The organism is Pseudomonas sp. CP-1 (assembly GCF_021213715.1).
GTDB lineage: Bacteria > Pseudomonadota > Gammaproteobacteria > Pseudomonadales > Pseudomonadaceae > Pseudomonas > Pseudomonas aeruginosa.
In genome coordinates, this window is sequence record NZ_JAJQKY010000025.1 from 23,025 (window position 1) to 36,232 (window position 13,208).

13 protein-coding genes are annotated in these 13,208 nt (G+C 67.6%); 4 read left to right on the forward strand and 9 right to left on the reverse strand.

Annotated elements, in window-relative coordinates; all coding sequences use genetic code 11:
* Positions 1 to 25: 25 nt before the first annotated feature.
* From LT948_RS29620 to oxyR, 3 genes are all read right to left on the reverse strand, one after another.
* Positions 26 to 1,435, reverse strand: coding sequence for an aminoacyl-tRNA deacylase and HDOD domain-containing protein (locus LT948_RS29620; RefSeq protein WP_003136268.1), 1,410 nt, complete (start codon positions 1,433 to 1,435; stop codon positions 26 to 28).
* Between the two features lie 89 nt (positions 1,436 to 1,524).
* Positions 1,525 to 3,600 (reverse strand): ATP-dependent DNA helicase RecG, encoded by a 2,076-nt coding sequence (recG, locus tag LT948_RS29625; RefSeq protein ID WP_003096624.1) that lies wholly within the window; start codon positions 3,598 to 3,600, stop codon positions 1,525 to 1,527.
* Complete coding sequence (gene oxyR, locus LT948_RS29630) at positions 3,597 to 4,529, reverse strand: oxidative stress transcriptional regulator OxyR (RefSeq protein ID WP_003096622.1); 933 nt, start codon at positions 4,527 to 4,529, stop codon at positions 3,597 to 3,599. The genes recG and oxyR overlap by 4 nt, the downstream gene beginning before the upstream one ends.
* 137 nt (positions 4,530 to 4,666) lie before the next feature.
* Here oxyR and LT948_RS29635 point away from each other — a divergent pair, with 137 nt between their 5' ends.
* The 3 genes from LT948_RS29635 to LT948_RS29645 all read left to right on the forward strand — a co-directional run bounded on the left by LT948_RS29635 (position 4,667) and on the right by LT948_RS29645 (position 7,005).
* Positions 4,667 to 5,518: an SDR family oxidoreductase gene (locus LT948_RS29635; RefSeq protein WP_003096618.1), complete on the forward strand. Its 852-nt coding sequence runs from the start codon at positions 4,667 to 4,669 to the stop codon at positions 5,516 to 5,518.
* Positions 5,518 to 6,318 (forward strand): AraC family transcriptional regulator, encoded by an 801-nt coding sequence (locus LT948_RS29640; RefSeq protein WP_033996189.1) that lies wholly within the window; start codon positions 5,518 to 5,520, stop codon positions 6,316 to 6,318. Before LT948_RS29635 ends, LT948_RS29640 begins: the two co-directional genes overlap by 1 nt.
* 66 nt (positions 6,319 to 6,384) lie before the next feature.
* Complete coding sequence (locus LT948_RS29645; RefSeq protein WP_003096613.1) at positions 6,385 to 7,005, forward strand: LysE family translocator; 621 nt, start codon at positions 6,385 to 6,387, stop codon at positions 7,003 to 7,005.
* A 6-nt stretch (positions 7,006 to 7,011) separates the two neighbouring features.
* Here LT948_RS29645 and LT948_RS29650 read toward each other — a convergent pair whose 3' ends face one another.
* The 6 genes from LT948_RS29650 to LT948_RS29675 form a co-directional block, all read right to left on the reverse strand.
* The gene (locus LT948_RS29650) at positions 7,012 to 7,743 is read right to left on the reverse strand and encodes a hypothetical protein (protein WP_003096611.1); all 732 of its coding nucleotides are present in this window, start codon (positions 7,741 to 7,743) and stop codon (positions 7,012 to 7,014) included.
* Between the two features lie 54 nt (positions 7,744 to 7,797).
* The gene (locus tag LT948_RS29655) at positions 7,798 to 8,178 is read right to left on the reverse strand and encodes a RidA family protein (protein ID WP_003096609.1); all 381 of its coding nucleotides are present in this window, start codon (positions 8,176 to 8,178) and stop codon (positions 7,798 to 7,800) included.
* A gap of 61 nt (positions 8,179 to 8,239) precedes the next feature.
* Positions 8,240 to 10,345, reverse strand: coding sequence for a bifunctional GTP diphosphokinase/guanosine-3',5'-bis pyrophosphate 3'-pyrophosphohydrolase (gene spoT, locus LT948_RS29660; protein WP_003096603.1), 2,106 nt, complete (start codon positions 10,343 to 10,345; stop codon positions 8,240 to 8,242).
* 65 nt (positions 10,346 to 10,410) lie between these two features.
* Positions 10,411 to 10,677: a DNA-directed RNA polymerase subunit omega gene (gene rpoZ / locus LT948_RS29665; RefSeq protein ID WP_003096602.1), complete on the reverse strand. Its 267-nt coding sequence runs from the start codon at positions 10,675 to 10,677 to the stop codon at positions 10,411 to 10,413.
* Positions 10,678 to 10,765: 88 nt separating this feature from the next.
* Complete coding sequence (gmk, locus tag LT948_RS29670) at positions 10,766 to 11,377, reverse strand: guanylate kinase (protein ID WP_003098317.1); 612 nt, start codon at positions 11,375 to 11,377, stop codon at positions 10,766 to 10,768.
* 58 nt (positions 11,378 to 11,435) lie between these two features.
* The gene (locus LT948_RS29675; protein ID WP_073657191.1) at positions 11,436 to 12,299 is read right to left on the reverse strand and encodes a YicC/YloC family endoribonuclease; all 864 of its coding nucleotides are present in this window, start codon (positions 12,297 to 12,299) and stop codon (positions 11,436 to 11,438) included.
* 180 nt (positions 12,300 to 12,479) lie between these two features.
* Between LT948_RS29675 and rph the strand changes: the two genes are divergently transcribed.
* On the forward strand, positions 12,480 to 13,199 hold the full coding sequence (rph, locus tag LT948_RS29680) for a ribonuclease PH (RefSeq protein WP_003096595.1): 720 nt from the start codon (positions 12,480 to 12,482) through the stop codon (positions 13,197 to 13,199).
* The last annotated feature ends 9 nt before the right edge of the window (positions 13,200 to 13,208 follow it).

Genomic DNA, 13,208 nt, shown 5'->3' on the forward strand with positions numbered 1-13,208 from the left:
GTGCGTTTCGCGGCGGACTACCCGGTCATCCCGGCAAGCGATTGAACTGGGCCGCCAGTTCGCGCAGGGCCGCTTCCGCTTCCAGCACCTTTTTCACGGCGTCCCCGGCCTTCTCCGGGGTGATCCCCAGGCGCTCGTACAATGCCGCCGGAATCGCTTGCTGCGGGCCATCGCCGATGCCGCTGTTGCGCAGCAACCGGTTGGTCAGGCAGATCAGGTTGGCGTAGACCGCGTTCGGCCCGGTGTAGCTGGGGTCCTGCTGGAAGCGCAGGGCGCAATAGAGGTCGTCAGGCATGTCCCAGACGCGCATCAGCCAGGCGCCGATCTGCTCGCGGGTGATCCCCAGCAGGTGCTGTTCGATGTAGGCATGGCCGAGGTGCGGGTTGACCTCCAGGTGCCGGCAGATCAGCGAGAAATGCGGCGGGAAGACATGCGCCAGGACCAGGTAGCCGAAATTGTGCAGCAGGCCGCCCAGGTAGCTCAGGCCGGACTCCGGGCGCAGTTCGCGTGGCATGGCGCGGGTCAGGCCCTCGATCACCGCGGCGGTGTAGATCGCCTGCTGCCAGTAGGGCGTGGCCTGCTGCGGCTGGTCCTTGGGCAGGCTCAGGCTCTTGCCCAGGGCGAGGCCGAGGGCCAGGTTGATCACCAGGTCGAAACCGAGGACGCGGACGATCGCGTCTTCCACCGAGCGGATCTTGCCCGGCGCGGCGTAGTAGGGCGAGGCCGCCCAACTGACCACCTGGGCGGCGAGCGCCGGATCGGTTTCCACCAGGCCGGTGATGTCGTCGACGCTGGCGTTGGGGTCGACCCGCAGCTTGATGATCTTCTGCGCCGTCTGCGGCAGCGGTGGAATCTCGATGGTCTGCTCCAGGCGCTGCTGGATGCGCCGGGCGGTGAAGGCCTGCACGGCCTGGCTGATTTCCGCGCGGTCGTCGTCCGGGCGGTCAAGGTTCAGGTTGATATTTTCCAGCGGTTCGCCGAAGCGCGCGGCGCTGGCCTTGCCCAGCAGGCCGCGGAAGTCGTTGCTGGCGATCTCCAGGAGGATGCCGGGCTGGCCGGACTCGATCAGCAGGCGCGGTTCCTGCAACAGGCGCTCGTCGTACAGGCAGGGCGAACTGGTCAGGGGCGGCAACGCCGGCAGGCGGTGCAACTCGTGCTTGCCGAGCATTCGTTCCAGGCGCTCGGGCTCGATCGCCAGCAGCTTGCGGCCGGTCAGTTCGGTGAGCCGGGCGAGGTCCAGCAACTGGCTCTGCGGGAACAGCACCAGCAGGGTGCCGACGGCGTCGTCCAGCAGCACCGCCTGGACCCGGCGGGCGGCAGGCAGCTCCGCGCTGTCGCTGACCTCGCGGCAGGCGATGCCTAGCTTGGCGAGCAGCTGGAGGATGACCTGGGGGGCGTGAGGAGCATCGGCGGAGGCCAGGGCGGCTTCTGTCATGACGAGACCATGCGAGCTGGATTTTCCCTCAGTATAACCAGAGCTGCTTCAAGACTGAGACCTACGCCGGTCAGCGAGAGCGAAATAGATCACACTTGACCGTATTGCTGGCCGTGGCGCAACCACCGTTCGAGCAGCGGGCTGACATGCTGCGGCCAGTGCGCCAGGAGGGATTGGGCGGCATCGCGGACCGCCGGCAGCAGGTCTGCGTCGCGCATCAGGTCGGCGACCTTGAATTGCAGCAGGCCGGTCTGGCGGGTGCCGAGCATTTCGCCGGGGCCGCGCAATTCCAGGTCCTTCTCGGCGATGACGAAGCCGTCGCTGGTTTCGCGCATGATGCCCAGCCGCTCGCGGCCGATCTGCGACAGCGGTGGGTGGTAGAGCAGCACGCAGTGGCTGGCGGCGCTGCCCCGGCCAACCCGGCCGCGCAACTGGTGCAGTTGGGCCAGGCCAAGGCGCTCGGGGTTCTCGATGATCATCAGACTGGCGTTGGGCACGTCGACGCCGACCTCGATCACCGTGGTCGCCACCAGCAGTTGCAACATGCCTTCCTTGAAGGCCTCCATCACCACGGCCTTGTCCGCCGGCTTCATGCGCCCGTGGATCAGGCCGACACGCAGTTCGCCCAGCGCCGAGGAAAGCTCTTCGTAGGTGGTCTCGGCGGCCTGGCAGGTAAGCTCCTCGGACTCTTCGATCAGGGTACACACCCAGTAGGCCTGGCGCCCTTCGCGGCAAGCCGCGCGGACTCGCTCGATCACCTCGATACGGCGGCTGTCGGCCACCAGCACGGTATTCACCGGGGTACGCCCGGGCGGCAGCTCGTCGAGGATCGAGGTGTCGAGGTCGGCATAGGCGCTCATCGCCAGGGTCCGCGGGATCGGCGTGGCGGTCATGATCAACTGGTGCGGGCAGAGCCTGCCGTCCACGCCCTTCTGGCGCAGGGCCAGGCGCTGCTGCACGCCGAAGCGGTGCTGTTCGTCGATGATCGCCAGTGCAAGGCGCTTGAATTTCACTTCATCCTGGAACAGCGCGTGGGTGCCGACCACCATCGGCGCGCCGTCGCCGATGCGTTCCAGTGCCGCCGCGCGGGCCTTGCCCTTGAGCTTGCCGGCCAGCCAGGCGACTTCGATGTCCAGCGGCTGGAGCCACTTGCTGAAGTTGAGGAAATGCTGCTCGGCGAGGATCTCGGTCGGCGCCATCAGCGCCACCTGGTAGCCGGCCTCTATGGCTTGCAGGGCGGCGAGGGCGGCGACCACGGTCTTGCCGGCGCCGACGTCGCCTTGCACCAGGCGCAGCATCGGTTCGTCCTGGGCCAGGTCGTAGGCGATCTCCGCGCCGACCCGGCGTTGCGCGCCGGTTGGCTGGAAGCCGAGGTTGGCAAGGAAGCGTTTCGGCAAGCGGCTGGCCGCCGGCAAGCGCGGCGCTGCCTGCGAACGCACGGCTTCGCGCAGGCGCTGCAGGGATAACTGGTGGGTCAGCAGTTCTTCGAAGGCCAGGCGCAACTGCGCCCAGTGCCGGCCTTCGGCCAGTTCCTCGATGTCGGCATCCGGCGGCGGCCGGTGCAGGTAGCGGATCGCCTGATCGAGCGGGCCAAGTTGATAATCGCGGGCCAGTTCCGCCGGTAGCCAGTCGGGCAGGCTGCTGGGACCGAGCATGGCCAGGGCCTGTTGGCTCAACTGGCGCAGGCGCTGCTGGGTGAGTCCTTCGGTAGTCGGGTAGATCGGCGTCAGGGTCTGCTCCACCGGAATCGGTTCGTCGCCGTTCAGCGCGCGGTATTCCGGATGGTAGATCTCCAGGCCCGATGCACCCGGCCGGACTTCGCCGTAGCAGCGCAGGTGGGTGCCGCGCTTCAGGCCGTCCTTCTGCGCCTGGCTGAAATGGTAGAAGCGCAGGCTCAGGGTGCCGCTGCCGTCCTGCAGGCGCACCAGCAGGCTGCGGCGGCGCCCCATCACCACGTCGGCGCCGGCCACCACGCCCTCGACCACCGCGTCGGCCCCTGGCCGCAGGGCGCCGATGGCGGTGACGCGGGTACGGTCCTGGTAGCGCAGGGGCAGGTGGAACAGGATGTCCTGCAGGGTTTCCAGGCCTACCCGAGCGAGCTTCTCCGCCAGCGCGGCGCCTACGCCCTTTAGCGCGGTGACCGGGACCCTGGACAGCTCGGTCATGCGATTTGCGGTTGTTCCTGGGTTTGCGGGCGGGCCACCGAGCACAGGCGGATCGAGTCGGCCAGCACTTCGATGGCGCGTGGACGCGGGAAACTGGCGCGCCAGGCGATGGCAACGGTACGGAACGGCACCGGAGCGCTGAACGGGCGCACTTCGATGACGCCCGGGGCGTAGTGGTGGCTGTCCACCGCGGAGAACGGCAGCACCGAGACGCCCAGTCCGGAGGCGACCATGTGGCGGATGGTCTCCAGCGACGAGGACTCCACCGTGGTGTGCTTGTTCTCGTCGCCCTTGCGCACGGTCGGGCAGGCTTCCAGCACCTGGTCGCGGAAGCAGTGGCCTTCGCCGAGCAGGAGCAGGCTCTTGTCGTTGAGCAGCTCGGAATCGATGCTGGCCTTGGCGGTCCAGGGGTGGTCGGCCGGCATCAGCACATAGAAAGGCTCGTCGAACAGCGGCTTGGTCAGGACGTCGGCTTCCTGGAACGGCAGGGCGATGATGATCGCGTCGAGTTCGCCGGTGCGCAGCTTGTCGCGGAGGATATGGGTGAAGTTCTCCTCGATGTACAGCGGCATCTGCGGCGCGACCCGGTGCAGCTGGGGAATCAGGTGCGGGAACAGGTACGGTCCGATGGTGTAGATGGCGCCGACCTTCAGCGGCGCGGCCAGCTGGTTCTTGCCGGCCTGGGCCAGCTCGCGGATGCCCTGGGCCTGTTCGAGGACCTTCTGCGCCTGGGCGACGATGCCTTCGCCCACTGGCGTCAGGCGCACGGCGCTCTTGCTGCGCTCGAAGATCAGCACCCCCAGCTCGTCCTCGAGCTTCTTCACGCCGACCGAGAGGGTCGGTTGGCTGACGTGGCAACGCTCGGCGGCGCGGCCGAAGTGTTGTTCCTGGGCGAGGGTGACGATGTAGCGCAGTTCGGTGAGGGTCATGGCTGCTCATCCGTTAAGATCGGCCAAGCATAGCGGCTGCACCGCCGCGAACCAACCTCCGGGGGCATGATCGGGCGTGCATTGCAGACGATTCGACGCCTACACTGCCCGCCTTGTTGTAGGAAGGAGACGGCTTCATGTCGCAAACAGTGATGATCGCCGGCTGCGGCGATGTCGGCGGGCGCCTCGGCGAGGCACTGCTGGCCGATGGCTGGCGGGTCCATGGCCTGCGTCGCTCGGTGGACGCCTTGCCGCAGGGGATCCTGCCGGTGGCTGGCGATCTGCAGGCTCCGGAGTGTCCCGCGCAGTGGCCGAGCGAGCCGCTCGACTACCTGGTGTACAGCGCCGCCGCCAGTCAGCACGACGAGGCTGGCTACCGTGCCGCCTACGTCGACGGCCTGCGCCATGTGCTGGGCTGGTTGCAGGCCCACGGCCAGCGGCCCAGGCGCCTGCTGTTCGTCTCCAGCACCGGGGTCTACGCGCAGACCGATGGCGGCTGGATCGACGAGGAGTCGCCGGCGCTTTCCCAGGCCTATTCCGGACGGATCATGCTCGACGCCGAGCAGGTCGCGCTGGACAGCGGGATACCGGCTACCCGCGTGCGCCTGGCCGGCATCTACGGTCCGGGGCGGGAATGGCTGCTCAACCAGGTGCGCCAGGGTTACCGGGTGGTCAGCGAGCCGCCGCTGTATGCCAACCGGATCCACGCCGACGATGCGGCCGGGCTGCTGGCCTTCCTGTTGCGCGCCGATGCCGGCGGCCAGGCGCTGGAGGACTGCTACATCGGTGTCGACGACGCGCCCGTGGCGATGCACGAGGTGGTCGACTACCTGCGCCAGCGCCTGGGCGTCAGCCAATGGGCCGACGAACATTCGGTACGCCGCGCCGGCAGCAAGCGTTGCAGCAACCGCCGCGCCCGGGCGCTCGGCTGGGTGCCGCGCTATCCCAGCTACCGCGAGGGCTATGCGGCGGTGCTCGGGGACGCCTGATGGCTGCCAACCGGTTGTTGGCGCGTCCCTGGCTGCCTGGCGTGGAGCTGTTCCATGCGGACTTCTCCGGCCAGGCGTTCGGCCGCCACAGCCATTCGGCCTTCGCCATCGGCTCGATCCTCCACGGCGTCGGCGGCTACCAGTGCCGCGGGCGGCGCCATGCGCTGCCGGCCGGCACCCTGTCGCTGATGAACCCGGAAGAGCCGCATACCGGGCACGCCGAATCCGAGCGGCTGGTCTACCGGATGCTCTATGTCGAGGAAACGCGCCTGCTCGGCCTGCTCGGCCGCAAACAGTTGCCGCGCGGCTTCCGCGAACTGAACCCGGCCGACGACGGCAGCGTGGCGGTTGGCCTGGCGCGACTGGCCGAGGACTTCCAGCGCAGCGACGCATTGGGGTTGGAAAGCCGCCTGCTGGCCTTGCTCGAACAGGTCTTCGTGCGCCACGGCGGCTTGCGCCCGGCGGCCGCGGCGCCCCGCGACGGCGGAACCACCGCACGCCTGCGCGATTACCTGGAAGCGCATGCCACCGAGGCGCTCGGTCTGGACCAGCTGGCGCAGTTGCTGCAGCGCCACCCGCGCCACCTGATCGAGGCTTTCCGGCGTGCCTACGGCGTGCCGCCGCATACCTACCAACTGCAATGCCGGGTGCGCCAGGCCAAGCGCCTGTTGCTGGAAGAACGGCCGCTGGCGGAACTCGCCCAGCACCTCGGCTTCTACGACCAGGCGCACTTCTCCACGACCTTCCGGCGTTTCACCGGGGTCACTCCGGGGCAGTTCCGGCGCAGCGCCAAGACCTGAGTTTTTTCCAATACGGCGCCCGCCGCGCTGCACAGACTGGAGGCCTTCGCGTTTCGAGGGGCCTTCATGTTCGCCGCGTTCGTCCTTGTCGCCAGTACCCATTTCGCTGCCCTGCTGTCGCCGGGGCCGGACTTCTTCCTGTTGGTACGCGCCGCCCTGCTGCGCGGCCGGCGCCAGGCCGACGGGGTGGCCGCCGGCATCGCCCTGGCCAACCTCCTGAGCATGCTGCTGGTGCTCGGCCTGCTGGCCAGCGTGCCGGACTCGGCGCACAGCGCCTTGCGCTGGCTGCAGGCGCTCGGCGGACTGTACTTCCTCTGGTTGGCGGGCCAGGCGCTGCTTGCGCAGAGGCGACTGGAAATGCCGGCGCAGCGCGACGTCCCGTCCCGCGGCGGCTATCTGCGCGGGCTGCGCGACGGCCTGCTGGCGAGCAGCCTGAATCCCAAGCTGCCGATCTTCTATGCGGGGCTGTTCGGCGTGCTGGCGCGCTTCAGCCTGCCGGGCTGGGCGCTGGCCCTGTGCCTGGCGTGGATGAGCCTGGCGGTGCTGTGCTGGGACATGGCGCTGGTGCGCCTGCTGGACAGGCCGCGCTGGCGCGGCTGGTTGCAACGGCGGGTAGGTGCGCTGGACCGGCTGTGCGGCGTCCTGCTGCTGGCGCTGGGCGGCTGGCTGGTGCTGGCCGCCCTCTGAGAGGCGTCAGCGCTCCAGCAGCCAGACGCGCTTGCCGGGCACGTAGCTGGGCATCTCGTTGGCGCCGGCGGTATTGACCGCTTCGAACAGTTGCAGCTCGTCGTCGTCGAGGCTGAACAGCAGTTCGCGGCCGCGGTTGCCTTGTTGCAGCCAGATGCTGTCGTTGTCGCCGCTCATCGCCGCGCAATCGCCGGCCAGGCACAGCGCGTAGCGTTCGGCGCCGGGCAGACCGCTGACCAGGCCATTGGCCTGGAACTCGACCTTGCCGCCCTGGCCCTGGCCTTCGCGGATCTTCCAGCTGCCCTTCAGATAGCTGCCGTACAAGGCCCGCTCGAAACCGCTGCCGGCAGGGCTGTTGGCCGCGGGTTGCGGGTCGAGACGGCGGAAACGCTGTTCCGGGCCGTTGGCGCTGGCCTGCTGGATCAGCTCCTTGCCGTCCAGTTCGAGGCTCTCCTGGTTGTCGTCGCCATAGAAGGCAACCTTCCAGTGCTCGTCATCGCTCTTGCTCAGGGTCCCTTCGCCCAGTTCGAAGCCGTTGCTGAAGGTGGCTTCGCCTGCCTTGCTGTCGAGCTTCCATTCCAGGTTCGGGCCATAGGCGAGCAGGGCCTCGCGCAGCTTGCCGTCCTTGCTCGCGGCGTCGATGGCGGCCTGGTTGATCCAGGTGCCGGACGGATCGGCCGTGCCGGCGCAGCCGGCCAGCAGGGTGGCGGCTGCGGCGAGGAAAATCACGCGGCGCATCGTGCTACTCCATGCAGAGCGACGGGGCCTTGGGCCCCGTCGCGAACATCCGGCTTATTCGAGGACGACGATGGCGTCCATTTCCACCTGTGCGCCCTTCGGCAGGGCGGCTACGCCGATGGCGGCGCGCGCCGGGTAGGGCTGGGTGAAGTAGCGGCCCATGATCTCGTTGACCTTGGCGAAGTGCGACAGGTCGGTGAGGAAGATGTTCAGCTTGGCGACGTCGTGCAGGTAGCCGCCGGAAGCCTCGATCACCGCCTTGAGGTTCTCGAACACCTGGACGGTCTGCTCCTCGAAGCCCTCCACCAGTTCCATGGTCTTCGGGTCCAGCGGGATCTGTCCGGACACGTAGACGGTATTGCCGGCCTTGATGGCCTGGGAGTAGGTGCCGATGGCGGCCGGGGCGTTGTCGGTGTGGATAACGGTCTTGGTCATGGGAACTCCTTGCTGAAATCGAGTGGGCGCGGGGGCGCCGGATGACACAGGAAAAAGCGGGTCAGCTGCGCAGGCGGGTGATCCGGATCACTCCCTTGAGGGCGCGCAGCTTCTTGATGACGCGGGCCAGGTGGACGCGATCGTGCACGCTGACGACCAGCTGGACCACGCTGATGCGACCGTCGCGCTCGTCCATGCTGATCTTCTCGATGTTGCCGTCGGCCGCGTTGACGCTGGTGGCGAGCAGGGCGATCAGGCCACGCTGGTGCTCCAGCTCGACGCGCAGTTCGACATTGAATTCGCCGGTGACATCCTTGGCCCAGCTGAGCTGGATGCATTTTTCCGGGTTGTGGCGTACTTCGCTGATGTTCTTGCAGCTTTCCAGGTGCACCACCATGCCCTTGCCGGCGGACAGGTGGCCGACGATCGGGTCGCCGGGAATCGGCGTGCAGCACTTGGCGTAGCTCAGGACCAGGCCTTCGGTGCCGCGGATCGCCAGCGGACCCTCGGCGCTCGGCGCTTCCTCGCCCTCGCTGGACAGCAGGCGGCGGGCGACCACGTAGGCCATGCGGTTGCCCAGGCCGATCTCTTCCAGCAGGTCCTCGAAGACTTCCATGCGGTACTCGGCGAGCACGGCCTGGATGCGTTCCTGGGGAATCTTCTCGAGGTGGCTGTCGAAGCCGGTGAGGGTCTTGTTCAGCAGGCGCTCGCCGAGGTTGATCGACTCGGAGCGGCGTTGCAGCTTGAGCGCATGGCGAATATGGGTGCGCGCCTTGCCGGTGACCACGAAGCTCAGCCAGGCCGGGTTCGGCCGGGCGCCCGGGGCGGTGACGATTTCCACCGTCTGGCCGCTCTGCAACGGCTCGGAGAGCGGCGCCAGGCGGCGGTTGATGCGGCAGGCGATGCAACTGTTGCCGACGTCGGTGTGCACCGCGTAGGCGAAGTCGACCGCGGTGGAACCCTTGGGCAGTTCCATGATGCGGCCCTTGGGCGTGAACACGTAGACCTCGTCCGGGAACAGGTCGATCTTCACGTTCTCGATGAATTCCAGCGAGTTGCCGGCGCGCTGCTGCAGTTCCAGCACGCCCTTCACCCATTGCCGGGCGCGGGCATGGGTGCCCTTGGGCGTCTCGTCGTTGGACTTGTACAGCCAGTGCGCGGCGATCCCGTGGTTGGCCATCTCCTCCATCTCGCGGGTACGGATCTGGATCTCGATGGGCACCCCGTGCATGCCGAACAGGGTGGTATGCAGCGACTGGTAGCCGTTGGCCTTGGGAATCGCGATGTAGTCCTTGAAGCGTCCGGGGAACGGCTTGTACAGGCTGTGCACGGCGCCCAGTACGCGATAGCAGGTATCGACCTTGTCGACGATGATGCGGAAGGCGTAGACGTCCATGATCTCGTTGAACGCCTTACGCTTGCCGCGCATCTTCTGGTAGATGCTGTAGAGGTGCTTCTCGCGGCCGATCACCTGGCCTTCCATGCCTTCGCGGGCGAGGCAGTTGACCAGCGACTCCTGGATCTTGCCGACGATCTCGCGGCGGTTGCCGCGGGCCTTCTTCACCGCCTGGCGGATGCGCTCGGCGCGCATCGGGTGCATGGCCTTGAAACCGAGGTCCTCGAACTCCACGCGCATGGTGTGCATGCCCAGGCGGTTGGCGATGGGCGCGTAGATTTCCAGGGTTTCCTTGGCGATGCGCCGGCGCTTCTCGCCGGACAGCACCTCGAGGGTGCGCATGTTGTGCAGGCGGTCGGCCAGCTTGACCAGGATCACGCGGATATCGCGGGCCATGGCCATGGCCATCTTCTGGAAGTTCTCGGCCTGGGCCTCGGCCTTGGTCTCGAAGTTCATCTGGGTCAGCTTGCTGACCCCGTCGACCAGTTCCGAAACCGTCTCGCCGAACTGCGCGGTGAGCGCTTCCTTGGCGATGCCGGTGTCCTCGATCACGTCGTGCAGCATCGCGGCCATCAGGCTCTGATGGTCCATGTGCATGTCGGCGAGGATGTTGGAGACCGCCAGCGGGTGGGTCACGTACGGCTCGCCGCTGCGGCGGCGTTGCCCGTCGTGGGCCTGCTCGGCGTAGTAGTAGGCGCGGCGGACCAGGTTGACCTGGTCCGGCCCGAGGTAGCTCGACAGTCTGTCGGCGAAGGCGTCTATGCCCGGCAAGGGTTCACCCCCTGCCCGTAGGCGGGTTGCGGCGCTCGCAGGCGACGTCGAGCCGAGGCCATGGCTTACAGGGCCTCGGTGTTGGCCTCGTCGTCGAACGCTGCGAACAGCGGTTCGTCCTCGACGATGTCTTCCTGCTGGACGACGTTCTCATCGACCAGGCCGGAAGCGATCTCGCGCAGGGCGACGACGGTCGGCTTGTCGTTTTCCCAGGCCACTTTCGGCTCCTTGCCGCCGGTAGCCAGCTGACGGGCGCGCTTGGTGGCGAGCATGACCAGCTCGAAACGGTTATCGACGTTGTCCAGGCAGTCTTCAACGGTGACGCGGGCCATGGTGTTCCTCGTAACGAAAAGTGAGCCCGACGTTTGCCGGGCGGACTGAATAGTCTAAAAAATCGCCAATCTTTATGGAAGAGCCGATTTAGGCGAGCAGACGACCGAGCAGTTCGGCGTGGCGTTGCTGCTGGGCGTCCTGGCGCAACTGGCGGGCGCGGAAGATCGCCTTGAGGTCGTCCAGGGCGTGGGCGAAATCGTCGTTGATCACCAGGTGATCGTACTCCACGTAGTGGCTCATTTCGCTGACGGCTTCGCGCATGCGCCGCTCGATCACCTCGTCGCTGTCCTGGCCGCGGTTGGTCAGGCGCTGGCGCAGGGCTTCCTGGCTCGGCGGGAGGATGAAGATCGATTGGGCCTCGGGCATCAGCCGGCGCACCTGCTGGGCGCCCTGCCAGTCGATCTCGAGGATCAGGTCGAGGCCTTCGGCGAGGGTTTTCTCGACCCAGCGCTGCGAGGTGCCGTAGAGGTTGCCGAAGACTTCGGCGTGCTCGAGGAACTCGTTGCGTTCGAGCATGGCGAGGAATTCCTCGCGGCTGGTGAAGTGGTAGTTGACCCCGTCCACCTCGCCCGGACGCATGCCGCGGGTGGTATGGGAGACGGACACGCGGACCTCGGGGGCGGCGTCGAGCAGGGCCTTCACCAGGCTGGTCTTGCCGGCGCCGGAGGGAGCGGAAACGATGTACAGGGTGCCGGACATGAGGTGTTCCTGGTGCTTCGTACGGGTTGGAAAGAGATCGGGCGGAGGCGCCCGCCGGTCATTCGATGTTCTGGACCTGCTCGCGCATCTGCTCGATCAGGACCTTGAGGTTGACCGCCGCCTGGGTCGAGCGCGGGTCGAACGCCTTGGAGCCTAGAGTGTTGGCTTCCCGGTTGAGTTCCTGCATCAGGAAGTCCAGGCGCCGACCGGCGGCGCCGCCGGCCTTGAGGACCCGGCGGACCTCGCCGACGTGGGTGGCGAGGCGGTCCAGTTCCTCGGCGACATCGCTCTTCTGCGCCAGCAGGACCAGTTCCTGCTCCAGGCGCTGCGGATCGAGTTCGGCCTTGAGTTCGGCGAAGCGGTCGAGGATCTTCTGCCGCTGGTTGGCCAGCATGGTTGGCACCAGTTCGCGCAGGTTGCCGACTTCCACCAGCATCGCGTCGAGCCGATCGTTGAGCAGCTTCGCCAGCTCCTGGCCTTCGCGCGAGCGGCCGGCCTTGAGTTGCTCCAGGGCCTGGCCGAAGGCTTCCAGGGCGGCGGCGTTGAGCGCCTGCGGATCGGCCGAGTCGGCCACCAGTACGCCGGGCCAGGCCAGCACGGCGAGCGGATCGAGAGGCGCCGCCTGGCGGATCAGGGCGGCTACGCCTTCGGCGGCGGCGACCAGTTGGCGGGCGCGCTCCTGGTCGACCTGCAGGCTCTTGCCGGCGGTTTCCTCGGCGAAGCGCAGGGTGCATTCCACCTTGCCACGCGACAGGCCCTGGCGCAGCGCCTCGCGCACCGCGCCTTCGAGGTCGCGGAAGGCGTCGGGCAGGCGCAGGTGGGGCTCCAGGTAACGGTGGTTGACCGAGCGCAGCTCCCAGCTCAGGGTGCCGTGGGTACCGGCCTGCTCGACGCGGGCGAAGGCGGTCATGCTGTGCACCATGGGTCTACCTCGATAGTCGTGTGGGGAGTGCGTTCGGCGCCGGACGCGCGCGGCTGCCGTGATTCGAGCCGGGCATTGTAACCCACGTCCGGCGGGGCCCGCACGCCGACGGTGGTTGAGAGCCCGGGCTGGCCTCTATAATGGCGGCCAATTCCGCTTTCTCAGTACAGGATATCCACGATGAATCGTCCCAGTGGCCGTGCCGCCGACCAGCTGCGCCCGATCCGCATCACCCGCCATTACACCAAGCACGCAGAAGGTTCGGTGCTGGTCGAGTTCGGCGATACCAAGGTGATCTGCACCGTCAGCGCCGAGTCCGGGGTGCCGCGCTTCCTCAAGGGCCAGGGCCAGGGTTGGCTGACCGCCGAGTACGGCATGCTGCCGCGCTCCACCGGCGAGCGTAACCAGCGCGAGGCCAGCCGCGGCAAGCAGGGCGGTCGTACCCTGGAGATCCAGCGCCTGATCGGCCGTTCCCTGCGAGCGGCGCTGGACCTCAGCAAGCTCGGCGAGAACACCCTGTACATCGACTGCGACGTGATCCAGGCCGACGGCGGCACCCGCACCGCCTCGATCACCGGCGCCACCGTGGCGCTGATCGACGCCCTGGCGGTGCTGAAGAAGCGTGGCGCGCTCAAGGGCAATCCGCTGAAGCAGATGGTCGCCGCCGTTTCCGTGGGCATCTACCAGGGCGTGCCGGTCCTCGACCTGGACTACCTGGAGGATTCCGCCGCGGAAACCGACCTGAACGTAGTGATGACCGATGCCGGCGGCTTCATCGAGGTGCAGGGAACCGCCGAAGGCGCGCCGTTCCGTCCCGCCGAGCTGAACGCCATGCTCGAACTGGCCCAGCAGGGCATGCAGGAGCTGTTCGAACTTCAGCGCGCCGCGCTGGCCGAATGAGCAGACGCC

What these genes read in the sequence shown, in the direction of transcription:
- LT948_RS29650 (WP_003096611.1), bottom strand. Translation starts at nt 7,743, where the DNA reads ATGCGCCGCGTGATTTTCCTCGCCGCAGCCGCCACCCTGCTGGCCGGC.
- rpoZ (WP_003096602.1), bottom strand. Translation starts at nt 10,677, where the DNA reads ATGGCCCGCGTCACCGTTGAAGACTGCCTGGACAACGTCGATAACCGT.
- rph (WP_003096595.1), top strand. Translation starts at nt 12,480, where the DNA reads ATGAATCGTCCCAGTGGCCGTGCCGCCGACCAGCTGCGCCCGATCCGC.
- oxyR (WP_003096622.1), bottom strand. Translation starts at nt 4,529, where the DNA reads ATGACCCTCACCGAACTGCGCTACATCGTCACCCTCGCCCAGGAACAA.
- LT948_RS29675 (WP_073657191.1), bottom strand. Translation starts at nt 12,299, where the DNA reads ATGGTGCACAGCATGACCGCCTTCGCCCGCGTCGAGCAGGCCGGTACC.
- LT948_RS29620 (WP_003136268.1), bottom strand. Translation starts at nt 1,435, where the DNA reads ATGACAGAAGCCGCCCTGGCCTCCGCCGATGCTCCTCACGCCCCCCAG.
- LT948_RS29640 (WP_033996189.1), top strand. Translation starts at nt 5,518, where the DNA reads ATGGCTGCCAACCGGTTGTTGGCGCGTCCCTGGCTGCCTGGCGTGGAG.
- recG (WP_003096624.1), bottom strand. Translation starts at nt 3,600, where the DNA reads ATGACCGAGCTGTCCAGGGTCCCGGTCACCGCGCTAAAGGGCGTAGGC.
- LT948_RS29645 (WP_003096613.1), top strand. Translation starts at nt 6,385, where the DNA reads ATGTTCGCCGCGTTCGTCCTTGTCGCCAGTACCCATTTCGCTGCCCTG.
- gmk (WP_003098317.1), bottom strand. Translation starts at nt 11,377, where the DNA reads ATGTCCGGCACCCTGTACATCGTTTCCGCTCCCTCCGGCGCCGGCAAG.
- LT948_RS29635 (WP_003096618.1), top strand. Translation starts at nt 4,667, where the DNA reads ATGTCGCAAACAGTGATGATCGCCGGCTGCGGCGATGTCGGCGGGCGC.
- LT948_RS29655 (WP_003096609.1), bottom strand. Translation starts at nt 8,178, where the DNA reads ATGACCAAGACCGTTATCCACACCGACAACGCCCCGGCCGCCATCGGC.